At 59.3% G+C, this 23,793-nt stretch carries 27 protein-coding genes and 2 tRNA genes; 16 read left to right on the forward strand and 13 right to left on the reverse strand.

Annotated elements, in window-relative coordinates:
- Together IPP95_03970 and IPP95_03975 are read left to right on the forward strand one after the other, a co-directional pair.
- Complete coding sequence (locus IPP95_03970) at nucleotides 1–1,167, forward strand: 3-hydroxybutyryl-CoA dehydrogenase (protein ID QQS73392.1); 1,167 nt, start codon at nucleotides 1–3, stop codon at nucleotides 1,165–1,167.
- Nucleotides 1,168–1,241: 74 nt separating this feature from the next.
- The gene (locus tag IPP95_03975; protein ID QQS73393.1) at nucleotides 1,242–1,883 is read left to right on the forward strand and encodes a YceI family protein; all 642 of its coding nucleotides are present in this window, start codon (nucleotides 1,242–1,244) and stop codon (nucleotides 1,881–1,883) included.
- A gap of 56 nt (nucleotides 1,884–1,939) precedes the next feature.
- On the opposite strand, the gene IPP95_03980 is transcribed toward IPP95_03975, so the two are convergent.
- The 6 genes from IPP95_03980 to IPP95_04005 form a co-directional block, all read right to left on the reverse strand.
- On the reverse strand, nucleotides 1,940–2,197 hold the full coding sequence (locus IPP95_03980) for a hypothetical protein (GenBank protein QQS73394.1): 258 nt from the start codon (nucleotides 2,195–2,197) through the stop codon (nucleotides 1,940–1,942).
- Between the two features lie 31 nt (nucleotides 2,198–2,228).
- A complete protein-coding gene (locus IPP95_03985) occupies nucleotides 2,229–3,080 on the reverse strand; it encodes a universal stress protein (GenBank protein QQS73395.1) in 852 nt (283 codons plus the stop codon).
- Nucleotides 3,081–3,313: 233 nt separating this feature from the next.
- The gene (locus IPP95_03990; GenBank protein ID QQS73396.1) at nucleotides 3,314–4,699 is read right to left on the reverse strand and encodes an OmpA family protein; all 1,386 of its coding nucleotides are present in this window, start codon (nucleotides 4,697–4,699) and stop codon (nucleotides 3,314–3,316) included.
- Between the two features lie 75 nt (nucleotides 4,700–4,774).
- Complete coding sequence (locus IPP95_03995; GenBank protein ID QQS73397.1) at nucleotides 4,775–5,473, reverse strand: hypothetical protein; 699 nt, start codon at nucleotides 5,471–5,473, stop codon at nucleotides 4,775–4,777.
- 86 nt (nucleotides 5,474–5,559) lie between these two features.
- The gene (msrA, locus tag IPP95_04000) at nucleotides 5,560–6,117 is read right to left on the reverse strand and encodes a peptide-methionine (S)-S-oxide reductase MsrA (protein ID QQS73398.1); all 558 of its coding nucleotides are present in this window, start codon (nucleotides 6,115–6,117) and stop codon (nucleotides 5,560–5,562) included.
- Between the two features lie 96 nt (nucleotides 6,118–6,213).
- Nucleotides 6,214–6,286: transfer RNA gene (locus IPP95_04005), tRNA-Gly, on the reverse strand.
- 174 nt (nucleotides 6,287–6,460) lie between these two features.
- Here IPP95_04005 and IPP95_04010 point away from each other — a divergent pair.
- A tRNA-Pro gene (locus tag IPP95_04010) sits at nucleotides 6,461–6,537 on the forward strand.
- A 236-nt stretch (nucleotides 6,538–6,773) separates the two neighbouring features.
- Complete coding sequence (locus IPP95_04015; protein ID QQS73399.1) at nucleotides 6,774–6,965, forward strand: hypothetical protein; 192 nt, start codon at nucleotides 6,774–6,776, stop codon at nucleotides 6,963–6,965.
- Between the two features lie 379 nt (nucleotides 6,966–7,344).
- Here IPP95_04015 and IPP95_04020 read toward each other — a convergent pair whose 3' ends face one another.
- The 4 genes from IPP95_04020 to IPP95_04035 all read right to left on the reverse strand — a co-directional run bounded on the left by IPP95_04020 (nucleotide 7,345) and on the right by IPP95_04035 (nucleotide 9,394).
- Nucleotides 7,345–7,740 carry a hypothetical protein gene (locus IPP95_04020; protein QQS73400.1) on the reverse strand — a complete coding sequence of 132 codons (396 nt, stop codon included), beginning with the start codon at nucleotides 7,738–7,740 and terminating at the stop codon, nucleotides 7,345–7,347.
- Between the two features lie 78 nt (nucleotides 7,741–7,818).
- Nucleotides 7,819–8,145, reverse strand: a complete 327-nt coding sequence (locus IPP95_04025; protein ID QQS73401.1) for a type B 50S ribosomal protein L31 — start codon at nucleotides 8,143–8,145, stop codon at nucleotides 7,819–7,821.
- 143 nt (nucleotides 8,146–8,288) lie between these two features.
- The gene (locus tag IPP95_04030; protein ID QQS73402.1) at nucleotides 8,289–9,146 is read right to left on the reverse strand and encodes a T9SS type A sorting domain-containing protein; all 858 of its coding nucleotides are present in this window, start codon (nucleotides 9,144–9,146) and stop codon (nucleotides 8,289–8,291) included.
- Between the two features lie 5 nt (nucleotides 9,147–9,151).
- On the reverse strand, nucleotides 9,152–9,394 hold the full coding sequence (locus IPP95_04035) for a hypothetical protein (GenBank protein QQS73403.1): 243 nt from the start codon (nucleotides 9,392–9,394) through the stop codon (nucleotides 9,152–9,154).
- A 534-nt stretch (nucleotides 9,395–9,928) separates the two neighbouring features.
- On the opposite strand from IPP95_04035, the gene IPP95_04040 reads away from it, so the two are divergent.
- On the forward strand, nucleotides 9,929–11,434 hold the full coding sequence (locus IPP95_04040; GenBank protein QQS73404.1) for a hypothetical protein: 1,506 nt from the start codon (nucleotides 9,929–9,931) through the stop codon (nucleotides 11,432–11,434).
- Here IPP95_04040 and IPP95_04045 read toward each other — a convergent pair.
- Nucleotides 11,413–12,516: an acyl-CoA reductase gene (locus tag IPP95_04045; protein QQS73405.1), complete on the reverse strand. Its 1,104-nt coding sequence runs from the start codon at nucleotides 12,514–12,516 to the stop codon at nucleotides 11,413–11,415. The two genes, IPP95_04040 and IPP95_04045, sit on opposite strands and share 22 nt — an antisense overlap.
- Nucleotides 12,517–12,604: 88 nt before the next feature.
- Here IPP95_04045 and IPP95_04050 point away from each other — a divergent pair, with 88 nt between their 5' ends.
- The 3 genes from IPP95_04050 (at nucleotide 12,605) to IPP95_04060 (ending at nucleotide 14,057) form a co-directional block, all read left to right on the forward strand.
- Entirely contained in the window at nucleotides 12,605–12,952 is a 348-nt protein-coding gene (locus tag IPP95_04050) for a 4Fe-4S dicluster domain-containing protein (protein ID QQS73406.1), read from the forward strand.
- A 209-nt stretch (nucleotides 12,953–13,161) separates the two neighbouring features.
- A complete protein-coding gene (locus IPP95_04055; protein ID QQS73407.1) occupies nucleotides 13,162–13,599 on the forward strand; it encodes an ATP-dependent zinc protease in 438 nt (145 codons plus the stop codon).
- On the forward strand, nucleotides 13,596–14,057 hold the full coding sequence (locus tag IPP95_04060) for a 3-oxoacyl-ACP synthase (protein QQS73408.1): 462 nt from the start codon (nucleotides 13,596–13,598) through the stop codon (nucleotides 14,055–14,057). The genes IPP95_04055 and IPP95_04060 overlap by 4 nt, the downstream gene beginning before the upstream one ends.
- Before the next feature lie 134 nt (nucleotides 14,058–14,191).
- Here the strand turns inward: IPP95_04060 and IPP95_04065 are convergent, their stop codons facing one another.
- The gene (locus tag IPP95_04065) at nucleotides 14,192–14,851 is read right to left on the reverse strand and encodes a DUF2461 domain-containing protein (GenBank protein QQS73409.1); all 660 of its coding nucleotides are present in this window, start codon (nucleotides 14,849–14,851) and stop codon (nucleotides 14,192–14,194) included.
- Between the two features lie 34 nt (nucleotides 14,852–14,885).
- On the opposite strand from IPP95_04065, the gene IPP95_04070 reads away from it, so the two are divergent.
- Nucleotides 14,886–15,395 carry a methylated-DNA--[protein]-cysteine S-methyltransferase gene (locus IPP95_04070; protein ID QQS73410.1) on the forward strand — a complete coding sequence of 170 codons (510 nt, stop codon included), beginning with the start codon at nucleotides 14,886–14,888 and terminating at the stop codon, nucleotides 15,393–15,395.
- Nucleotides 15,396–15,438: 43 nt separating this feature from the next.
- On the opposite strand, the gene IPP95_04075 is transcribed toward IPP95_04070, so the two are convergent.
- Nucleotides 15,439–15,861, reverse strand: a complete 423-nt coding sequence (locus IPP95_04075; protein QQS73411.1) for a hotdog fold thioesterase — start codon at nucleotides 15,859–15,861, stop codon at nucleotides 15,439–15,441.
- Between the two features lie 220 nt (nucleotides 15,862–16,081).
- On the opposite strand from IPP95_04075, the gene pcaF reads away from it, so the two are divergent.
- The 7 genes from pcaF to IPP95_04110 are packed head-to-tail and all read left to right on the forward strand — an operon-like array spanning nucleotide 16,082 to nucleotide 23,760.
- Nucleotides 16,082–17,287, forward strand: a complete 1,206-nt coding sequence (pcaF, locus tag IPP95_04080) for a 3-oxoadipyl-CoA thiolase (GenBank protein ID QQS73412.1) — start codon at nucleotides 16,082–16,084, stop codon at nucleotides 17,285–17,287.
- A gap of 48 nt (nucleotides 17,288–17,335) precedes the next feature.
- The gene (locus IPP95_04085) at nucleotides 17,336–18,943 is read left to right on the forward strand and encodes a hypothetical protein (protein QQS73413.1); all 1,608 of its coding nucleotides are present in this window, start codon (nucleotides 17,336–17,338) and stop codon (nucleotides 18,941–18,943) included.
- Nucleotides 18,944–18,975: 32 nt separating this feature from the next.
- A complete protein-coding gene (locus IPP95_04090) occupies nucleotides 18,976–19,587 on the forward strand; it encodes a YdeI/OmpD-associated family protein (GenBank protein ID QQS73414.1) in 612 nt (203 codons plus the stop codon).
- A gap of 46 nt (nucleotides 19,588–19,633) precedes the next feature.
- Nucleotides 19,634–20,557, forward strand: a complete 924-nt coding sequence (locus IPP95_04095; GenBank protein QQS74189.1) for an ATP-binding cassette domain-containing protein — start codon at nucleotides 19,634–19,636, stop codon at nucleotides 20,555–20,557.
- A 5-nt stretch (nucleotides 20,558–20,562) separates the two neighbouring features.
- Nucleotides 20,563–21,291 (forward strand): ABC transporter permease subunit, encoded by a 729-nt coding sequence (locus IPP95_04100; GenBank protein ID QQS73415.1) that lies wholly within the window; start codon nucleotides 20,563–20,565, stop codon nucleotides 21,289–21,291.
- Entirely contained in the window at nucleotides 21,288–22,802 is a 1,515-nt protein-coding gene (locus IPP95_04105) for a Gldg family protein (protein ID QQS73416.1), read from the forward strand. Before IPP95_04100 ends, IPP95_04105 begins: the two co-directional genes overlap by 4 nt.
- Nucleotides 22,792–23,760, forward strand: a complete 969-nt coding sequence (locus tag IPP95_04110) for a DUF4340 domain-containing protein (GenBank protein ID QQS73417.1) — start codon at nucleotides 22,792–22,794, stop codon at nucleotides 23,758–23,760. Before IPP95_04105 ends, IPP95_04110 begins: the two co-directional genes overlap by 11 nt.
- The last annotated feature ends 33 nt before the right edge of the window (nucleotides 23,761–23,793 follow it).

Raw genomic sequence — 23,793 nt, forward strand, 5'->3', positions numbered from 1 at the left:
ATGAAGGACCAGATCCGTATCGGCGTTATCGGTGCCGGCACCATGGGGACGGGCATCGCGCAGGTAGCGGCCCAAGCCGGGCATCCAGTGGTGCTGTTCGACACCCGTCCTGGCGCGGTGGAAGCCGCCCTCAAAACGCTGGCCAACACGATGGACAAGCTGGTGGCCAAAGGAAAATTCACCCGTGCAGACGCGGACGCGCTCCTTTCCGCCATCGCACCGGCGGGCAAACTGGAAGACCTTTCCACGTGCGGGCTCGTGGTGGAAGCGATCATCGAAGACCTTGCCATCAAAAAGAAACTTTTCGCGGACCTGGAGGCCATCCTGGGGCCGGACCCGATCTTGGCGACCAATACTTCGTCCTTGTCCATCACCGCCATCGCGGCAGCTTGCAAGAAGCCGGAACGTGTGATCGGCCTGCACTTCTTCAATCCCGCACCGGTGCTTCCCTTGGTGGAAGTGGTGCCCGGCATGACCACGGACCCTGGCCTGCCGACCCGATGCGTCACGTTGATGCACGCATGGGGCAAAGCACCGGTGATCTGTAAGGACACGCCCGGTTTCATCGTGAACCGGGTGGCGCGCCCGTTCTACGGGGAAAGCATCCGCATCTACGAGGAAGGCATTGCGGACATGGCCTCGATCGATCACGCCCTGAAAAGCATCGGGGGATTTCGCATGGGGCCTTTCGAACTGATGGACCTCATTGGCAACGACATCAATTTCGCGGTGACGCGCAGTGTGTGGGAGGCCTTTTTCTATGACCCGCGCTACAAGCCTAGCCTTACGCAGCAGCGCCAAGTGGAAAGCGGAAGACTGGGGCGCAAGAGCGGAAGGGGCTATTATCAATATGGTGATGCGGTGGTGAAGCCGGTCTTCGAGGTGGCCCCGGAGACCGCGGAAGCCATTACTGAACGGGTGCTGGCGATGTTGATCAATGAGGCCGCTGACGCGCTGTTCCTGCAATTGGCCACCAAGGAGGATCTGGACTTGGCCATGACGAAAGGCGTGAACTATCCCAAGGGCTTGTTGGCCTGGGCCGACGAAAAAGGGGCCGCTCATTGGTTGGGCCGATTAGAAACGCTCCAAGAGGAACATGGCGAGGACCGCTACCGTCCCTCACCCCTTCTTCGGCGCATGGCCAGATCAGGAACTCGTTTTCATTGATCCCTTTCACGTTGTCGGCCCAATATTTTCCATGGAGAATAAATGAATACCTTTGCACGCTCAAACAAACACCCATGATGATCCTGAACCGCTCACTGATCCTTGGATCCGCCCTGGCCACCTTCCTATTTGCCTCTTGTGGAACCTCCGAAACTGCATCCACCGATGCATCTGCGGACACGACGCTCGCTAAAGCAATGGACTACGCGATCGACACGGCCACCAGCGCCGTGGATTGGAAAGGGACCATGGTGGGCGTGAAGAGCCACACCGGGACGCTGCATTTCACCAACGGCGACCTGCAGACCAAGGATGGCAAGCTCACCGGCGGCTCCTTCACCGTGGACATGCATAGCTACACCTTTACAGATACCAACTACGCCAAGCCCGGCTCCGCCCAAGGCACGAAGCAAAATCTCATGGGGCACCTGATGTCCCCGGAATTCTTTGCCGTGGACAGCTTCCCGACCGCTCAGTTCACCATCAGCTCGGTGGAAGGAACCACGGCGACCGGACAAATGACCGTCCGTGGCCACACCAGCGAGGAGAAACTGGAGAACATCGTCCTCACGGCTGACGGCAAGACCATCAGTGCCTCGGGCGACCTCACCTTCGACCGTCAGAAATACGGTGTTTCCTGGGCTTCACCGATGAAGGACATGGTGCTCTCCAACGACATCGTTCTGCACATCGAGTTGCAGGGACAGGCACGTTAAACTATTCCTTTTCGTAGCCTGTACGAAGAAGCCAAGCGTACCGCAGGGCATGTTCCTTAAGGACGAATGTCCTCTCCCGTACTGTTGGACGGGGTGCCGAAACGCGATGTTCCCGGAAGGGCAGGTTGCTCCCCGGTGCCGGTGTTCACCCGGGCCTTGCTGCTATCCTTGTCCATCTCCATGGATGCGAGCCGGACATGGCTTCCGACTTCCTCCACGACGTGGAAATCCGGGATGCCGTGGAGGGGCACATAGGCCGTGGCTTGTCTGATCTTGCGCGGTAATTCCGTTCTGTCGGATCCCTTTTGTGTCATCTGTTCCATTGTCTTAGATCATTTACCGATCTCACTGGAAACTCCATCCCGTGGTACCAGCGGTATTATTGGCCGGGTTCAGCAGCATCACAGGGATCATGGCGGTATTGGTGATGATCTTCTCCTCATACGGCACGCCCAGCACACCGAAAATATTGCTGCCCACCATGTTCATCACGGCGATCAGGTCGGCGTCGATCTTTTCGGAATAGGCCAACACCGCATCCACGAAACCTCCGCTCCCGGAATCAGCGACCACGGCCTCCATGGCGATGCCCCGCTCTCCGAAGTATTTTTTCGCAAATGTGATATTATCCTGAAGCTGGTGATGCAGGAACTCGTCTGACTCCTTGGGGACGATCACATGCACCTTGCCCTTGAAGTACGCGGCCATGCCGGCCACTAGGCCAAGTTTTTGCCTTGTTTCGCGCTGGAGGTCCATCGGCACCACGATGTCATGGTAACCGTCCGCCTTCAGGCCGCGCTCTTGCACCACGATAAAGGGGATATCGCTGTTGGTGATCACCCGTAGAGCACGGCTTCCGGTGATGAACTGCATCCCCCGCATTCCGTGGGTGCCCATAATGATGAGCTCCGCCCCGATCTCTTCCGCGGCCGAACCGATCCCCGCATAGACCTTCCCTTCCCTGATCAGGGATTTCACCGCAACGGAGCTTTCGATGGCCTTGGCCCGTTGCATCTCGGCATCCAATCTGCGCTGCGTCACTTCCTGCTCGTCCATGTCTGAGAGCATATGCAACAAATACACTTCGCCGCCTTGGGTCTTCGCCAGTTTAACAGCGTGGTCCATCGCATAGTCCACCACTTTGGTGAAATCGGTCGGGACCAATATTTTCTTCGTCCCAGTGACTTTGTGTGTCATTGTGGTGGGTCTTATGATCCTCGCATGGCCACAGATCGCGTGCCCGGCAGCATGAAAAAAACGACCATTGAGCCGCTGGAAATACAAATAATGGGGGGATATGGATCAATCACGCACCGCCTGCATGTCCAAAACCGGGGAGGTCCCTCCACAATGCCATCGCCATCATGGGGCCAAAAACGGGAAAGGAGGGCCGAGGCCCTCCTTTCCGTCAATGGTTGCTGTAACACCCCCTACTTCAGGAAAGTCACTTTGAACTCCACACGGCGGTTCTTGGCCCTGCCAGCGGCGGTGGCATTGTCCTCAACGGGCATGGTCTCGCCATGGCCGAAGCTCTGGAGGCGGTCCGCACTGACACCCTTGCCAATGAGGTACGTGCGCACAGCGGCAGCGCGCTCCTCGCTCAACTTTTGGTTCTTGGCATCATCGCCCTGGCTGTCGGTATGTCCGTTGATCGACAGGTCATAGCTGGGGTTTTCCGTCATCACGTCCACCACTTGGTCGAGAATGCTATTACTTGAGCTCTTGATGGTGCTCCTGCCGGAATCGAACTGGATGCCGGTAAGGGCTTTTTCAAAGAGCTTCTTGGTCTTCTCGGAAAGTTCCGGGCAGCCCTGCATACTGGCCACGCCTTTCACGGTCGGGCAGCGGTCGAGGTTGTCGGCGATACCGTCGCCGTCAGTGTCGGGGCAACCGTGCATTTCCACCGGTCCGGCCACATCGGGGCAGGCGTCCATGGAATCGGCCACACCGTCGCCGTCAGCATCCGGGCAACCGCCCAATGCCTCGATACCGGGCACATCGGGGCAGCGGTCGACCGCGTCCGGCACGCCGTCGTGATCGCGGTCATCCTCCGGATGCAGCGTAAGGCTCACACCATCGAGGTAGTAATACGCACGCTGGTTGTCCGCGCCATCAATGACCTTGGAGGATTCAAACCCTCCGTTGGTGAAGGCGCCGATCACCACGTACTTCTCATTTCCCTCCGCCGTGAACGTGCCGGTGACCACGGTCCAATCCTGCTTGTTGTCCACGATCTTGGCGGTGGACACCTGAGGTTTTTCCTCCAGGAAATGGCGGTGGTTGTATTTCAGCTCGATCGGTGAGAGGTAAGCGCCGATACCACTGACGGCACGGTCGCTGCCATTGGCGAGCTTCACCCGAAAGGTGACATCATACTTCTGCCCAGCGGTCAATGGGGCGTCCAAGGCGGTCTCCAAGTATTCGGAGTACTTCTGATAGGCCGGGCGGAAGGGGTCCTCCTTACCGCTCAGGAACCGCTTCCAATTGTGGCGCTGGTCATCCTTGTAGGCGACGAAGCCGGCGAAGTGCTCGCCTTCAAATGCGGAGGCCCCGGTGCCCACTTCGCCGTCCGGAATGCCCACGGTGGTCGGGCAGGCATCCTTGGAGAACAGGTCCGCACTGGCGATGTTCGCGTTGGACCATCCGGAGGCATGGTCAAGTTGATCCCAAGTCCTTACGGGCGTGGTCAATTCCTCGAATCCTCCGTTCCTGATCAGGTTCACACCGGCCTCTTGGGCCATTGCCGCTACGGAAAGCAGCGAACCTGTCAGCAGACTGAAGTAGTGGATCTTCATATGAGTGGTTTGTTTTGCCATTAACGCTTTGGCGCGTCAAATTGATCGGAACCTGATGTTTTTTCTGTTCCAGCGGCGAAAGTACGTACCAGAGCCTTATTTCATCTCTTCCTGTTCCACCTCATTCACCACAATATGGTCCAAGTAGTAGTACGCAAACTGGTTATCCGGGCCTTCGATGATGCGTTTCGTCTCAAATAAGGCCGTCGGGAAAGTGCCGAGGATCAAGAAGCGCTCGCCTCCGTCGGCTTTGAAGGTGCCCTTCACCTCCACCCATTTGTCCCGTTCCTCCAAGATCTTCACTTCTACCACTTGGGCCCTTTCCTTCAGGAACATCCGGTTCTGATACTTCAGCTCCACCGTTGAAAAATACGCCCCGATACCGGCCACGGCGCGATCGCTGTTCCCGGCCAGCGCCACATGAAAGCTGACCTCGTAGGTATGCCCTTCCTTCAAAGGTGCGGTCAATGTGGTCCAAGGATATTCCGAATAAGCGTTCCAGCCCGGTCTGAAGGGATCCTCCGGGTCGCCGTCAAAGTCGAAACGCTTGTCGTCCTTCCACGCGAAGAAGCCCGCATAATGTGCTCCTTCCTGCGGCTCGATATGTCCGTAGAAATTGTCCGGGATGCCAACGGTCTTCACTGAGGCTGTTTTGCTGAAGAGGTCCGAAAATCCAATGGTGACATCATCCCAGCCCTCGGCCCTGCTTAATTGATCGAAGGTGTTGGGTTCCTTGCTCAGTTGCTCAAATCCTCCGTTCTGTACCAGGTTCCCACTTTCGGCGGATTGTGCCATGAGGCCGGAAGCCGAAAGACATGCAAGCGCGGTAGATCCGGCGAGACGCATCCAGTGTGAGACCGTCCCGTAGTGATGTTCTGCTGTCATTTCAATTTGTCTTTGAACGCGGACCGGAACTTCTCCAATTTGGGCCTGATGACCATTTGGCAATAGCCTTGGTCCGGGTTGTTCGCAAAGTAATCGTGGTGATAATTCTCCGCCGCATAAAAATCGGAAACCGGCACGATCTCCGTGACGATAGGCCGGTCCCATGCGCCGCTTTGGTCCAGATGTTTGCGCTGTTCCTCCGCTTTGGCCTGTTGATCGGCGTCCGTGCAGAAAATGACGGAGCGGTACTGGGTGCCCACGTCTCCGCCCTGCCGGTTGAGCGAAGTGGGGTCGTGTGTTTTCCAGAAGACGTGCAGCAGCTCGTCGAATGTGATCACAGCGGGATCGAAGACGATGCGGGACACCTCCGCGTGCCCCGTGCTGCCGGAGCAGACTTCCTTGTAGGTGGGATCCAGCTTGGACCCGCCCATGTAGCCGGGCGTCACCTTCTGGACGCCCTTCAATGCGGTGAACACCGCTTCGGAGCACCAGAAGCAGCCGGTTCCGAACACGGCGGTCGCGGTCGGGTTTTCAGGTCGTGCGGGATCGAACATGCAGGTCTATTCGGAAAGATGCAAAGTTCGCCCATGCGGATCGACGCATGATCCAGGAGAACAAAAAAGCCCCGATCGCCATGGACCGGGGCCATGAGCGGGAAACGGGATTCGAACCCGCGACCCTCAGCTTGGGAAGCTGATGCTCTACCAACTGAGCTACTCCCGCTTGGTGGCCGCGAATGTAGTACGGCGGCCGTGTTTCCCGATCAGCGCCGTTCCTGCTCCGGAGCAATGCCGGGGCAGGAATAGGGGAACCTGCGGCCAATGTTCACATCCGCACGTCCGGAGCCTTTCAGCCGGATCGCCGAAGCTTCTATATTTGCCGCCCCAAAGTGGGCTACGGGGTGTAGCTCAGTCCGGTAGAGTGCTACGTTCGGGACGTAGAAGTCGGAGGTTCGAGTCCTCTCACCCCGACCAGTGTGAAGCCCTTGCGACGAAGTTGCAGGGGCTTTTTCATGCACACCAAGTAGTCTTGAGCGAAGCGAGCAGGGGCGGAAGCAGTGTAGCTCCACCATGTAGGAATGCCCGCATAGGTGATCCTTACCATCTGGCCTGTGGGAAGCACCGCTCCCGCCTCCAAGCCCGCCGTTACTTAAATCGATCTTGGCAGAGGCATCCCTATACATGGTCCAAGCGTCTATAGAGCATACACGATGTCACGCTCCTACAAAATAGCCCTCATCCTAAAGAGCCGAAGCAGCTTGGCAATCTACACGGACCTGTCGCGGCTGAGCGATACTGAACTGGAGGAGCATGTGCGCTCCATGGTGCGCCGCATGCGGGCCAATGAAAGCCACGTGATCGCCCGGATGGTGTTGCGCCAGCCGACGTTCAGCCTGAACTGACCTCTGGGGCCGGAACTCTCCTTGGTGTCCCTCAGTGGGAAGGTTGTTGATCCCGGCTCACTTCCCCGCTTTATATTCGCCGCACAAAACACGCGCATACCATGTCGGACCACGAGCAGGAAGGTCATTTCCCGGAGGAGGCAGAACAGAACGAGATCGGAGGTCCCGTGGTGCTGGCGATCATGATCTTGGCCATGGTCGTCCTGATCCTCTGGGCCAGTTGCTGACCGACTTTCCGGTTTGATCGAAGTTCTGGTACCGGGTACCGGGTGCTGCCGACTGTCGCTGCCAACTGCTTGCTGCCACTGCTTACTGCCACTGCCAACTGCAACACTGTTGCCCCGTTTCAGCTTTCAACTTTCCAGTTTTCAGCTTTCCCTCAGTTGTCCCCCGCCCTTTCCAAGTATTCGTCGCGGCGTACCAGTGCATACCAGTTCTCGCTGAGCTCGAGGAATCCGTGCTCGAAGCAGAACACGTAGACATTGCCCACCTTGGTGCGGTAGATGTTGGTGTGATACATGAAATTATAGCCGCGTTCCACGAGCTTATCGCGGTGTACCTTGACTTTACCTCCGGGATTCAGTTCGCTTAGGATACGTCTGTTGCGCTTGAGCGTGTTCACCACGTTGCGCACATAATTGATGGGCGCGTTGTTGGTGCGGTAGTGGAACAGGTTGCGGCAGGCATCGGAGCAGAACTTCTTGTCCGTGCGGCCCTGGATGGGTTCCCCGCATTCCAGACAGACCTTTTTTTCGGTGGCGCGTTCCGCAAGCATGAAGCCGAATGTATGGTTTGTCCACGAAAAAGCCCCCTCCGGTTCTGGAGAGGGCTTCGATCTTAGCGTTGTTGAGCGTTACTGGGCAGCTTCCTCGCCGCCTTCCTTCTTCTCCTCCTTCGCCTCGGGGGCGGCGGGAGCGGCGTTCTTCATTTCGGCATGCTTGGCGAAGCGCTTCTTGAACTTGTCCACGCGGCCGGCGGTGTCGATGAGCATCATCTTGCCGGTGTAGTATGGGTGGGAGCTGCTGCTGATGTCGAGCTTCACGAGCGGGTATTCGTTGCCGTCCTCCCACTTCATGGTATCCTTGGTGTTCGCACAGCTCTTGCCGAGGAACATGTCGTCATTGCTCATGTCCTTGAAGATGACGATGCGGTAATTCTCGGGATGGATGCCTTGTTTCATGGGGTCTGCTTTACAATGCGGCCGAAGACATTCCGGCGAACGCGGGCGCAAATGTAATGAAAAATGGAACTCCAAAAGCGCGTAAGACAGGTGCTATCACATCCCTCCTTCTCACATGCCAACGTGAGGTTTGTCGCAGGCCCTCATCGTTTTGTCCATTTCACCGTTCGCCGGCCTTTATCGGTGCGTACCTCCACAAGGTACACACCGGGCGCTAGTGTGCCGCAGTCCAGTTCCATTGTATCCTCCTTGCTGCTAGCGGCCATTACCGCCCGTCCCAAGCCGTCCAGCACCCGTACCCTTATGGAACCTGACATTCCACTTTCCACATGCAGCATCTCGCTACCGGGATTTGGAAAGACCCGCAACCCCGGCAACCCCGCTTCCTGTTCCAGCACCTCGGTGGTAAGCCCGTGCAATTTGCAGATCATACGCTGCTCCGGATCGTTCACCGTGCCGTCATCAAAGCCCTCGAAAGCCCCGGCCAAAAAGATGCTCCCGTCCGGTGCTGGAGTAATAGAGGTGATCCCACTATACATGAACGTGGAGTTATAATCGTGCGTAAGGCCGCAGCCCTGCCCGGTAAAGGCCGTATTGAGCAAATGGCCCGTGCTGTCCAACAGGGCGATGCCGCGTCGCAACTGCCCGTCGATGTGGGTGAAGCTGCCCCCGACCATGATCGTTCCATCCCCCAATTGCAATACAGCATCCACACTAATACCGAAATCCCCGAAAGAATACGTCGGAATGTCCTTGTACTCCGCGTGGTTGTTGAAACTGAGGTCCAAGGCCCCGTCCGGCATAAGCCGGATCAGGTGCATGGTGTCCGGATCGTTCGGGAAGACGAACTGCCCTCCCGCAATGATGCGCCCATCGGGCTGCTCCAGCAGGTATTTCGCATAACCCCGGCTGATGTCGGAATGGTAGGTGCTGTCCAAGCTGCCGTCCGGCCAGATGCGCAGGATGCGTCCTGCCGGTCCGCCCTCGTAAGTGCTGTACACCCCGCTCAGCGAAAGCGCCCCAGGGTGGTGGGTTCGATGGTCCAGATCACCCCGTTGGTCTTCCGGTAATGGTAGGTGCTGTCCAATGTGCCATCGGTGTTCAGACGCAGCAAGGAATAGTAGCCCGGTGCATTGGGGCCGTATGGGTAACCCAAATGATGGTCCCCGGTAAATAGCACCTTGCCGTCCGTTTGGATGAAGATCCCGCCATTATTGAGAAAGCTAAGATCCGGGTAGGGTTGGTTCACAGTGGTGGGTCGGAACCCATAATCCAATTCCCCGGTCGCTTGGAAATACCTTGATGGAAAGCTGTTTCCGGAAGTATAGAAGTACGGACCAACAGGATGGATATCCCCCCCCATTGATCCCCCAAAAGACGTCCAGGTCGCCAACGGGAAGCAGCTTCACCATCCAGCTCGAAAAATAATTGGTGGTGAGGCCGAACCAACCGGTAATGACCACGCTACCATCGGCCAAGGGGAGGGCGTCCGACAGGCCCGGCGGGTAGGTTACCGGAGTGCAGCGGAACGAGGTGTCCAAGGTGAGCGGTACCTGCGCCCCGCTTGGGCTGGCCAACAAAGTGGCCAGCCCAGCGAGCAACAGGGTTCTCATGGCTGCAGGAAAATACTTCATCGTTGGTTCGGACCCGCTGAGTGATCCCACTACCCGAAGATAGAAATGTTCAACCACTTGCCCTTATTCCGGATCCTTCCGGCAAACATTCCAAGGCAATGATCCGCCCCCTATCCCGTAATAGCCCCGCGCCCCATCTTTGCCCGGCTTTGAAGATCCTCCGCCCCACCCTCCTGCTCATCCTGCTGGCCGCCGTCCTCTTCGGTTGCCGCAAGGACCAGCTCTTTACCGATTCGCCGAGCGCGCAGCTGGAGTTCTCCCAGGATTCTGTACTGTTCGATACAGTGTTCACCACGGTGGGCACGGTGACCAAGCGCTTCACCGCCCGCAACCGGAACAGCGAGGGCGTGCGGGTGAACATTGTGTTGGAAGGCGGTTCCCCATCCCCGTTCCGGATCAATGTGGACGGCAGCTCGGGCCTGAGCTTCAGCGATGTGGAGATCCCCGGCGGGGATAGCATCTACATCTTCGTGGAGGCCACGCTGGGGGCCGGTGGCGTGAACACTCCGTTCATCATCGAGGACCACATCCTGTTCAGCACCAACGGCAACGAGCAGCAGGTGACGTTGAACGCCTGGGGACAGAATGCGCACTACTTCAGGCCTGACACCCACGTGCAGGGCTTTCCGGCGTTCAGCTATATCGCGGGGGGCTACGACAGCTTAGGCAACCAGATCTGCGAGACGGTACATTGGACCAACGACTTGCCGTATGTCATCTATGGATACGCGGTGGTGGATTCCTGCTGCACGCTGATCATCGACCCCGGCGTGAAGGTGTATTTCCACGGCGGTGGCGGGCTATGGGTATACCAAGGAGGGAACATCCAAGCGAACGGGACCTACGAAGATCACATCACCTTCCAAGGCGACCGCTTGGAAGCCACTTATGCCGACCTGCCCGGCCAATGGGACCGGATCTGGATCAACGATAACTACGGACCAACGAACAACGTCTTCGAACACGTGGACATCAAGAATGCGTTGGTGGGCATCCAGCCGCAAAGCTGGATCGGCACGCCGGGCCAGCCCACGAGTGTGAACAAGCTCATATTGAACAACGTGAGCATCCGCAACTGCTCGGCGGCGGGGATCCTCTCGGAAAACTACCGGATCACGAGCACCAACCTGCTGGTGGAAAACTGCGGCCAATACTGTGTTGCGCTCACCGGCGGCGGCGAGTACGTCTTCAACCACAGCACCATCGCCAACTACTGGACCTACGATGTGCGCCAGGAACCGGCCTTCATCCTCACCAACACCTTCGTGGACATCACCGGGGCCACGCAAGTGCGGGACGTGGAGGCGAGCCTTTTCCGCAACGGCATCATCTACGGCAACAACGGAAATGAATTCCAACTGGCCTTCGACGACCAGCTTTCACCCGACTTCATCTTCAAGAACTTCCTCTTTCGCACGGATCAGAACACCAGTGATGCCGATCATTTCGAGCAAAGTAGTGTTTACCGGAACCAAAGCCCGGGCTTTGCGGATGCGAACAACGGGGATCTCCACATCACCGTGAACGCATATGCGCGCAACAAAGGCTTGGATGATTTTGGTGCCGACCCCGAAGCGTTCAATGATCTGGACAATAAAGTGCGGGCGTGGGACGGCGGGTCCGACCTGGGCTGCTACGAGTACACGGAGGAGTGATCCAGGCCCAGTAAAAACTCCAGCGTATCCACATTGTCCGCGTATTCGCCGGGGCCGGGGTATTGGGCTTCACCGAAGGGAATATGGCCGTGGCCCACGACACACTGGAGCCTTCCCTCCTCTTCCTTCAGGAGCGCTTGCACCGCTGAGGCATCGGCATACCGCTCATAGTAAAGCGCGGCCACCGGGCTGTTGAGCGCTTTTTCCTCCTTCAGGATCAGGAAACCGTTCTCCGTGATCGGCGCACGGTCCAAGAGCCACACGGCCTTGTTGTAGTCGTAGTTGTTCGCGTACTTGTTGTGGTTGATGATCTCCTTCCACGGAAAGAGCGCACCGAAGAGCCGGTCCAGGTCGAAGTCCTGCGGGATGAGGACCTTGCCCACGTTGCGGCAGCCAAGGCCGAAGTAGCGGAAGACGTCCTCGCCGAGCGCTGCCAGTTCGGCTTCCGATTCGCTGCCGTCCAGCACGGCCACGCTGGTGCGGTTTTTACGTACGATGCGTGGCAGTTGGCCGAAGTAGTGCTCGAAGTAGCGGGCCGTGTTGTCACTACCGGTGGCGATGATGGCGTCCACCTCCCCGAGCTTGCCATTGGGCATTTCCACCTTTGCGGCCATTTCCGGCGAGAAGCACGCAAGCAATTGGATCAGCGCCGGGGTGAGCCCCGCATCGTCGGAAGCGACCTTCACCTTGGCGCGATGTCCGCAGAGAAGCACGCACAGTAGGTCATGGAAGCCCACGAACGGGATGTTGCCCGCCATGATGATGCCGACGATCTTGAGCGCGTGCGGCTCGTTCAGCGCTGGATAGTTCGCCAGCCATGTTTCCAGCGATCGTGGGTCCAGCATCATCGAAAGCCCCTTCGCAGCGAAGCGGACCTGCTCCTCCGTGAACCAGCCGTTTCTCACGCGGGCATGGACAAGTGCGCTATCGAACGCGTCGTATTCATCCTCGGTGGATCCACAGGAATGGCCCGGCCACGCGGCCTTGGTCGAGAATTGTTCCAGCGCACGGCCTAACTGCGCGAACGCGGAAATGCGCGTTGCCAGTTCGGAAGTTCCGGAAAGGGATGTACGATTGCTCACAGGATATCTACTTTTGCGCGATCCAAGCCAAGTGACCTGCACAAAGCCGGTACCTGGATGGCGGGGATGCGAAATTACCAGTATTGCCATGGCTATCATCATCACGGAGGAATGCATCAATTGCGGGGCCTGCGAACCGGAATGCCCCAACAACGCCATCTATGAGGGCGGCGCGGAGTGGAGGTTGAGCGACGGCACCAGCCTGAACGGCCAGCAGACCGTGCCCACGGGCAACAGCTACGACGCTGATGCCGCCCAAGCACCGATCTTGATGGACATCTATTACATCGTGCCGGACAAATGCACGGAATGCACGGGCTTCCACGATGAGCCGCAGTGCGCCGCCGTTTGCCCCGTGGATTGCTGCGTGGACGATCCGGACCACCGCGAGACCAAGGAGGAGCTGCTCGCGAAGAAGGAGTTCATGCACTTGTGAGGGGAACTATCGGGTTGTTTTTCACCACAGAGACACAGAGGCACGGAGGGGATCCCACTCGGGGTCTTCCGAATAATACCCTGAGCTGAGAACTTGTAGCGAAATACTCCGGGCAAGCCCGTTAAGCAAGACTCCTTTCAACATTACAAGCGTGATACTTTGACCTGAAAGCCCGCCTGTCCCGCTCGCGATCCGGCCATCTTGCGTCCATGGCAAAAGCCAAGGTCACCGTCGGTAGGCTGGAGTACATCGCCTTGCCCAAGCTGGGCGTTGCCCGGGTGCATGCCAAACTGGACACCGGTGCCTATCGCAGCGCGCTGCACTACCAGAAGCTGAGCGTGCGTGCGGCGGATGGCCAACAGGAACTGGTGGTCACCTTCAACATGGGGCGCAAGCGCACCAAGGTGGTATTCCATGAATTCCAACGGGTAACGGTAAAAAGCAGCACGGGGCAACGCACCGAGCGCTATTTGGTCACCACCACGGTGAAGCTCAATGCGCATGCGGTCAGGACCCAGTTCACCCTGTTCGACCGCAGCGACATGAAGTACCAGGTGCTGTTGGGCCGGAAATTCATGCAAGGTCGGTTCGTGGTGGATGTTGCGCGGAAGAACGTGCTGGACCGGACCGAAGAACCGGGTAAATGAAGGATCTATTCAGCCTGAAGCAGGCGATGCATGCGGCGTGCGTAAGCGCCCTTCAGGAACGGATCAGTGAGGCGCAGGCCGGCGTGGAGCAGGCACGCGAGGCAGGAACAGCCGATACCAAGAGCAGTGCCGGCGACAAGCACGAGACCGCTCGCGCCATGGCCCAGCAGGAGCTGGAAAAGCAGGCTTCAGCGCTGCACAACCTGCGGGAAATGGAGGACCACTTGGCCCGGATCGATCCCGCTCACCGTTGCCCGAAGATCCAGCCCGGCGCGCTTGTGGCCACGGACAAAGGCCTGTTCTATGTGAGCGCCGCCATGGGCAAGTTTGAGGTGGACGGGAAAGTGGTCCTTGCGATCTCCATGCAGGCACCGCTGTTGAGCGCCTTGAAGAACTTGGCGATCGGCGAGACCGGAACCTTCAATGGCCAAGTCCATCGCTTGGTGGGGATCGCATAGATCAATTCTGCGGAGCTGGAAAGTCCGAGCAACGTGGCGAGTTCCGCTGACTATTCTGATCCGTCGATCTCAGATTCCTAATTCCTGATCCAGCCTGCCGCCGAGGCTTGTTGGAAATCAGGAATTAGGAATATCTACTTCGCCAGTAGAAATGCGCTCATCGCGGCCATGGCGTGGTAATGTTCCATGAGAACATCGGGCAGCTTGGGGCTGGTCACCATCTTAGGCGGCAGCTCCGCACCGTAGTAGAACTGTTTGTTGAAGAGCAGGGGCTCCTTGGCGGCGGCAGCTTGGAATTCCGGAGGAAGGCGCTTGTTCGCTTCGCCTTGAACGGTCCCGAAGTGCTTCACGAACGCCTTGTCCTCTTGGAGTTTCTTGAATTTGGGGAGGTCCTTCGCGATGCGTGACCGGATGCGCAGCAGCGCTTCCTTGTCCGGCATGTAGGCGCCGCCATAGATGCGCACCGCCTCCGGCCCCAGCTCAAAGTAGATACCGGGAGCGTTCATGTCCTTCTTGCCCGCAGGTGTAATGAGGGCGGAACGGTTCAGTTTATACGGCGCCTTGTCCTTACTGAAGCGCACGTCCCTGTTGATGCGGAAGATGGCCTCCTTCGGCCCGATGCGCACATTGGGGTCGACCTTAGCGACGCGCTGGATCATCTCGCCCACGAAGACCTCGAAGGGCTTCTTCACCTCCTTCTCGTAGCGCGTTCGGTTCATGTCGAACCATTCCTTGTTGTTGTTTGCCGCAAGTTCGATGAAGAAGCGGTTGAAGTCGGGGCTGAACCAGGCCATTGATCTGTAATTTGGCCCAAGATACCAGCGCAGCATGCCCCCCAAGGCCAAGAACAAGGAGCTTGAACTCTTCGGGCCACAGTACGTGGCTTCTTTGGAAACGCCCATTGGAAAGCTCTGGGTGGAATCGGACGGTACGCGGATCACGCGCGTATCGTTCAACAACCCGGGGCGCGGGCGGCATGCGCGTAGGCCCAAGGTGCTGACCGAGGCCTTGGCACAGCTAAAAGCCTACTTCGCCGGGCGGCGGAAAAAGTTCGACCTGCCGCTGTACCATGTGGGCTCGGCCTACCGGAAGAAAGTGTGGGCGCGACTTGAAAAGATCCCCTTCGGCTGGGCAGTGACCTATGCGGACCTGGCTGCGGAGGTGGGCGGTGCGGCACGGTCCACGGGTTCAGCCTGCGGTGTGAACCCTTTGCTGATCGTTGTGCCCTGCCACCGGGTCGTGGGATCCGATGGGCTGTTGACCGGCTATGCGGGCGGGCTTTGGCGAAAGAAATGGCTGCTGGAGCACGAGGGCGTGTTGGCGAGGGAATTGTTCTGACGCACGGAACGTCGACGGGCCAGAGGCCTAGTGATGAGAAGACCTATACCTCCCATGCCTTCCCGGTACGGAAGACCGTGCCCTTGAACAGCGCCACCGTCGTTCCTTCCTGGTTCACCACAGGGATCTGGTAGACCGCGATCCGGTTGCTGCGGCTGAGTTCCTCTGCCTTGGCCGTGAGGACATCCCCGCTGTGCACAGGCTTGACGTGGGAAATGGACGTCTCAATCGAGACCGACCGGATGCCATGGGAATTTGAGGCGAAGGCCAGAGCGCTATCCGCAACACAGTAGGAAATACCGCCATGAGTGATCCGGAAGCCGTTGTTCATCTCTTCGCGCACGGTCATCCGCAGCTCGCAAGCACCTGGGGTTACGGAGATGACCTCGATGCCGAGCCATTGGCTGAATGCATCCTCTTCCATCATCAGCGCCACCACGCGCCGAGCGAGTTCCTGTGGATCCATGTCCGCGAAAGTAGGAATGCGGAAGATGGCGAAGGTCCACTGTCGGTATCTCTGGTCTTGTGGGTAATGGAAGTCAAGGAAGTCAGGGAGGCAAGGGATGAACGCACACCTTCCTTACCTCCCTGGCTCACCTCCCTTACCTACCTCTCCTCCCATACCACTTTTACCTCTCTTACCTCCTCTTCTCCCCGTTTTCCCGGCAAGAACGACCTTTGGCCCCATGAAAGACGCATTCATCATCGATGGCATCCGCAGCCCGATCGGCTCTTTGGGCGGTGGACTGTCCGCTGTTCGCGCGGACGACCTGGCGGCGCACGTGATCAAAGCCTTGGTGGAACGCCATCCCGATCTGGACCTCGGGGCCATCGACGACGTGATCATGGGCTGTGCCAACCAGGCCGGCGAGGACAACCGCAATGTGGCCCGCATGGCGGCCTTGTTGGCGGGTCTTCCTGTTTCCGTTCCCGGCGAGACGGTGAACCGGCTCTGTGCCTCCGGCATGAGCGCCGTGGTGCAGGCCGGGCGGGCGATAGCCGTGGGCCATGGCGACGTTTTCATCGCTGGCGGCATGGAGCACATGACGCGCAGCCCCTGGGTGATGAGCAAGACCAGCACGCCCTATGGCCGCGATGCCAAGCTCTACGACAGCAGTTTCGGCTGGCGTTTTGTCAACCCGGTGATGGAGGAAAATTTCGGCATCGAGGCGATGGGCGGGACGGCGGAGAACCTGCTGGAAACGCGCAACATCACCCGCGAGGACCAGGACCGCTTTTCCTTGTGGAGCCAACAAAAAGCCGCAGCCGCACAGCAGGAAGGCCGGTTGGAACAGGAGATCGCGCCGGTGAGCATCCCGCAGCGGAAAAAGGACCCGGTGCTCTTTGCCAAGGACGAATTCATCAAGGCCTCCACAACGCTGGAGGTACTGGCCGGTCTTCGTCCTGCGTTCCGCAAAGGCGGCAGCGTGACGGCCGGGAATTCCAGCGGATTGAATGACGGTGCGGCGGCTTTGTTGGTGGCCAGCGAGGCCGGTATGAAAACCCACAAGCTGAAGCCGTTGGCGCGCATTGTGAGCAGCGGCGTGGCCGGCGTGGAGCCACGGATCATGGGCATCGGCCCCGTGCATGCCACGGCTTTGGCCTTGAAGCGCGCCGGGCTTACACTGGACCAGATGGACGTGATCGAGCTGAACGAGGCCTTCGCGGCACAAGCTCTTGCCTGCACACGTACTTGGGACATTGCCGATGACGACCCGCGCCTGAACCCGAACGGCGGCGCGATCGCCTTAGGCCATCCATTGGGCATGAGCGGCGCACGGCTGCTTCAAACCGCCGCGCTGGAGCTGCACCGGACGCAGAAGCGGTATGCCCTTTGTACCATGTGCATCGGCGTAGGGCAAGGGTACGCCACCGTCATTGAACGTGTCTGATCACCGCGCCCGGCTAACTTCACACTCCCAAACAGACCCAATACCCGTATGACCACCACTTCTTTGCTCCGCCTATTCGCCCTTGCCATCCTTGCCTTCATCGGCTTTTCCAACCTACATGCCCAAGACAGCAAAGTGCGGGTGAAGGTGAAAGTCGACTTCGATGCTCAACCCGACCGTGAGTTGGCTGTGGCCAAGACCGTGTATGGCGACGAGGGCAGCTTCGTAGCCCTGAAGACACTGGGCGGGAAGTCGGTGATCGGCGGCATTCCCGGTGCCGACCTCGGCTGGCAGCTTTTCGTGATCAGCTCCGACAAAATGTACGAGGTCAAGCACGACCAACCCAAGTTCGTCTGGGGCATCGGTCCCGTAGCGATGGAGACCATCGAGACTTTCAACAAGACCTTCCGCGTGATCCTGACAAAGCCGGACCCGGATCATGGTAAACTTCTTCTCCTGCAGCAAGTGCTCAGCCCGCGCAGCCTCACCGGGCGGGCAGCGGCGTTGGTGGCGGAAATTCCATACGACCGGTTCGGAAAGAGCCCGGATTATTTCAAGCCGGGCATGGCCGTGGGCTTTACCACCACCAAGGCGGGGGACGGCAAGCACATGTTGATCGGCCTCAGCCCCGCCTCCACCACGCGCTCCACCGGCTGCCCTATCGTGGGCGTAATGGTGGACGGGGCCATGAAGCCGATCTGGACCAACACCCTTGGCACGGAGCCGGGCAATGTCCGCACCGACGTGGTGAGCACCTTGGTGGACAAGACCGGCGCGGCCTGGTATCTGATCAAGAACGTGACCGACGCGGCACCCAAGACAAAGGACGTCGTTGGATACACATACAGCCTTTACCGCATGGACAGCCTTGGCCAGCAGGGGTTCCCGCTGGACCTGGGCAAGAAGGACTTCGTGCAGGAAGCGGCATTCACCATACTTCCCGACGGCCGCTTGGCCTGTGCAGGTATCTACTCAAACGGCGACGTCGGCCGCAACGAATCCATCGGGATCTTCGAGACCACCTTGGACACCGCAGCGGGAAAATGGTCGGTCGCGGAGCGCACACCGTTCGAGCTGCAGACGGTGAAAAAAGTGGAGCGCCTACAGACCAATATGCACTTGGAGCGGATCTGGCCGAAAAAGGACGGCGGGCTATATGTGGTGGCGGAGCGCTCGGGCATCGAGACCCACCAAGTGAGCGACCTCGGTGGCAAAAAGATGGACAAGACAGAGTGGGTGAACGGTGCCTTCCACGCGATGGAACTGGACGCATCCGGGGAAAAGAAGTGGTACACCGTGGTACCCCGGGACATGAGCTTCACCAATGACGGCCCCGGCAAGACATTTTCGATCGCTTACAGCGATGTCCTGTTCCTGTTCTACAACGATGCGGATTCCAACGTGGAACTGCGGAAGAAGAAAGAACCCGTGGAATCTGTGGACAAGCCGAAGGAAGCGTTGATGCTGGAGTTCAAGGGCGATGGCAGCTATAAGGAAAAGGCAGTGCTTCAGGACGGGTACAAACAGGGCTATTTCAATGCGGACACGGTATGGCCGATGGGTGACGGCCTCTATGGCATGTCCGGCGCCCCCGACTTCCGGAAAGACCGGACTTTCCCAGTGGTGATCGAACTGAGCGACGGGGGAAGCCGGTAAGCCGCATATTCGCACCCCATAAACAGAACACCATGCTGATCCCCGAACAGATCAACCTCTACATCGCCGAGCACCCGGAATGGCAGCGCAAGCTGATGGTACGGCTTCGCCAATTGGTGCATGCCGTGAATGATGAGGTGGAAGAGACCTGGCGGGCGCAGAGCCCCCATTTCGAGCTGGCCTCCATGCCTGTTCTGGGCATTTGTGCCTCAAAGACCTCGGTGAGCGTCATGTTTCCCAAGGGTGCGCAGTTCAAGTCCTCGCGCATGCCCTATGAGCCTTGCTCGGAGGACAAACCGGGCAGGACGGTAAAATTCCGTGAAGGCGACACGATCAATGAGGCCGCCTTCAGCGCCTTGGTCCAGCGGGCCATGGCCCTGAATGATAAACTGGCCAAGGCCGAAGCTGAAGCAAGCGGCAGGAAACAACCGGTCCACGCCGAGCTCGAGAGCGTTCTGCGCAAGGACCCCAGCGCATGGGCGAACTGGGGATCCTTCCCCGCCTCCACACGGAAGGAATACGCGGAGTGGATCTCCGACGGAAGGAAGGAGGAGACGCGCAAACGCAGGATCGCACAGGCCTTGGAATTGATCCGGGAAGGCATCACCAAGGAAGAGGCGGAGCACCGCGTGAAAGGAGCTTGAATTCTCTGCCTTGACCGGGACGAGGACCGGTCCACCGCAATTGCCGATGGACATCCGCACCGAGGAACTCACCAAGCGCTACGGTACGCAAGTAGCCGTGGACCATGTGGGCTTCAGCGCCCGCAAGGGGGAAGTTTTGGGTTTTCTCGGGCCCAACGGCGCGGGGAAGACCACCACTATGCGCATGGTCTGCGGGCTGACGGCCCCGGATGCCGGAAAGGTGTTGATCGACGGTCAGGAAATGACACCTACCGCGGTGGAACTCCGCCGCGCCATCGGCTATCTGCCCGAAGCCAATCCACTTTATGAGGACATGCCCGTGCTGGACCTGCTGCGTTTCGGTGCCCGGCTGCAAGGAGTTCCCCGCAATGCGATCAACGGGCGGATCGCCACCATGGTGGAGGTCTGCGGCTTAGGCGATGAAAAGCACAAGCGCACGGGCGAGCTCAGCCGCGGCTACCGGCAACGCGCAGGGCTGGCGTTCGCCATGGTGCATGACCCGGCGGTGCTGATACTGGACGAGCCCACCACGGGCCTGGACCCCAACCAGATCATCGAGGTGCGCGCCTTGATCAAAGAGCTGGGCAAGGCGAAGACCGTGGTCTTCAGCACGCACATCCTCCCGGAGGCGGAAGCCGTTTGCGACCGTATCCTCATCATCAACAAGGGCCGGATCGTCGCTGATGGCACTTCGGAGGAACTGCGTGCGCGCGTGCTGGGCCGGGGTGTGTTCGTGGTGCGTATCGGCGGTGCGGCACCCGAGGCTGTTCTATCGGTGTTACGCGGCATGGACGAGGTGGTCGCGGCCGAAGCAATGCCCGGTGAAGTAGGCCGCTATGAGATCCGGATGGCCCAGCCTGCCGGTGAACTGATCGTCGCCATTTGTTCCAAGCAAGGTTGGAGCCTCGGCGAGTTGCGACCGGTGGAAAGCCGCCTGGAGGATGTATTCCGTGACGCCACGAGCAAATGACCCCCATGCGCGCCGCCTTCCTCATCGCCCGCAAGGAACTCGCTTCCTTCTTCGATTCGCCGATGGCCTATCTCGTCATCGTGGCCTTCTTGGGCGTGAGCGGCTTCTTCACCTGGTGGTTCGGCACGGACGTTTTCATCCGCGGCATCGCCGATCTGAGCACCTTCTTCAACGTGGCGAACTGGTCGCTCTTCATCCTGATCCCGGCGCTCACCATGCGCACCATCGCGGAAGAACGCAAGAGTGGCACGCTCGACCTGTTGCTCACGCGGTCCATCACGCCGCAGCAGGTGATCGCGGGCAAATTCCTCGCTTGCTTGGCGTTGATCGTGCTCACCCTGCTCTGCACCCTTCCCTACTATGCCACCGTGGCCATGCTCGGCCCGATCGACCATGGCACCGTGATCTGCGGCTACCTCGGCCTGGCACTGATGAGCGCCGCGTATATCGCATTGGGCATTTTCGCCAGCAGCCTCACGGCCAACCAGATCACGGCCTTTATCCTGGCCCTGGTCATCATGGCGCTTTTCCATTTCGGCACTTCGGTGCTGGCGGCGAACCTCACTGGCCTTACCGGACAGGTGTTCCGTTACCTCAGCACCGGCAACCATTTCGAGAGCATGGGCCGCGGGGTCATCGACAGCCGGGACCTGGTCTATTTCCTCAGTCTTACCGCAGCGGGCCTGTTGTTGGCCGGCCATGAGCTCGCCCGGCGCGGGGCACGCCACGCATGAGGAGGCGCACCACATCCTTGATCGCCTTGCTGCTGCTGTTGGCGGCTCTCGTGCTGGTGAACATGTTGGCGCAGCGCTACAAATTCCGGATGGACCTTACCGGCGACAAGCGCTACACGCTGGACCAGGCCACGCTGGACCTGCTTCACGGGCTTCCGGAGACGGTGACCGTGACGGCCTATTTCACGGGAGACCTGCCGCCGGAACTGTCCGTGGTGCGCCAGGACTTCAAGGACCTGCTGGTGGAATATGCGGAACGTTCCGGCGGAAAACTGGTCTTCGAGTTCGAGGACCCGGGCAGCTCCGAGGCGGTCACGGCAAAGGCCGTGGAGCTGGGTGTGCGGCCCTTGCTGGCACAGACGCGCGCAAAGGACAGGAGCGAGAACATCCAAGTGTTGATGGGCGCCGTGGTGCGTATGGCCACGCGCAAAGCCGTGATACCCGCATTGCAGAAAGGACCCGGCATGGAGTGGATCCTCTCCTCGGCGATCGCCCAAGCGGCCACTGTGGAAAAGCCGCTGATCGGGGTGATGCAGGGCCATCAGGAACCGTCGCTCCAGGCCTTGGACGAGCTGGCGGTGCAGCTCAACGCCCAGTATGATGTGGAGGCCACGGCGATCTACGACTCATACCCCATCAACGAGCGCTTTGCCTCCATCTTGATCATCGATCCGAAGGACAGCATCCCCCCACTGCACCAGAAGCGGCTTGACGAATACATGGCGAAGGGCCACGGCGTGGTGCTGGCATATAGCGCGGTGGCCACGGACCTGGCCGTTTCCCCGGAGGCACAGCAGCGGGATATCGGCATCGCACGGTGGCTGGCGGAACACGGCGTGCGGATCGGACCTGGCGTAGTGGTGGACGAGCAGTGCGGGCAGGTCGGCGTGACACAGAGCGGCGTCCAAACGCCGATCTCGGTACAGTTCCCATTTTATCCGCTGCTGAACGAATTCAGCAAGCATGCCGTGGCTCACGGGCTGGACCTCGTGATGTTCCAGTTCGCGACGCCGATCACCTTCATCGGCGACAGTGTGACAACCGGGTACTCCCCCATCCTTTCCACAAGCGCAAATAGCAACGTGCTCCCCACGCCGCTGACCATCGACCTTCGAAGGACTTGGGCCGCTGCGGACTTCCCGCTTGGCCCGCAAGTGCTTGGCGCAGCCTTGGAACGCAAGGACAGCATCAGGGCACGCCTCGTCGTGTTCAGCAACGGGAACTTCTGCACGGGAGACCAAGGTGGACGGCCGGTGCAGCTGCCCAAGGGCAATCTGGACCTGATGGTGAACGCCACGGACTGGGTCACGCACAACACGCAACTGCTGTCGATCCGCGGGAAGGAGAAGGACTACCGCCCGATCGCCGACCCGGGCGAGGCCCGGCGCACGACACTCAAATGGTTGAACCTGCTGCTGCCGATCGCGGTGGTGCTGCTCTACGGCCTGTTCCGGGGGCAATGGCGCCATCGCCAGCGGAAGCGCCGCATGCGCCCCGGGGATGTCCGATAAGACGCGCATCGGCCTGCTGGCGGCCTTGGTCATGGTATTGGCCTTGTTCTGGTGGCTTGGAGGGCGGACGCCGGAAGAGGCCGAACAAAGGAGCTTCAGGGAGCACTTGATCCAGGTGGACACGGCACGGTTGAACTCGTTCACGATCATCCCCGCACCTTCGCAGAAGGCGCCCGCCCTGCACTTTCAGCGCGAAAGCATGGGCTGGACGGTCTCGGCGGGCGGACATGTGACCCGGGCCTTCAGCCGTCCGTTGAACACGCTGCTTTCCACACTTGCCGACGTGAAGCCCTTGCGCATGGCCGGCCATACACCGCCCATCATCGAACGGTACGGCCTGAGCGACAGCCTTGCGGCCCGTGTGGAACTTAGCAGCCCCATGAACACGGTATTGCACATCGGCACGTCCAGCAGCAGCACACAACTGAGCCTCACGGGGTCGGAGACCACCACTGCCGTGATGTTGGGCGGCGACCCTAATGTCTACTTGGTTCCGGGGGCGCTCGACCCGATCACCGACATGCGCTTCGAGGACTGGATACCGAAGCCCATGGTGAACGGGGATCCGGCGGACTGGACGTTCATCACCTTCGTCTTCCCGGGAAGCCGCAGTTATTCCTTGGAACGGAACGAGAACGGTTGGACCGTGAACGGCCAGCCCGGTGACAATGAGAAGGTGGAGAAGTATCTGTGGGCATTGTCGCGTTACTACGGCGACGCGCTGACGGACCCTGCGGACACCTTGAACGCGGTGTTGATCTACAGCATGCGCGTGGTGGACAGCTCGCGCAAAGACCCGATCATCCTCGGCGTTTTCAATGCGGGGGGCCGCTTGATCGCGCGCAGCACCTTGGCCCCGTCGTGGTTGGTGATGCCCTTCGACCCGAAAGAAGAGCTTCCCCGGATATTCCGCCCCCCTGCCGCATTCCTGCCTACGGAACCACTGCAAGGTCGATAAACCGGTTCTGCGGACCTTTCCGATGAACAAGCC

This window comes from Flavobacteriales bacterium (assembly GCA_016700415.1).
Taxonomy (GTDB): Bacteria; Bacteroidota; Bacteroidia; order Flavobacteriales_F; family PHOS-HE28; genus PHOS-HE28.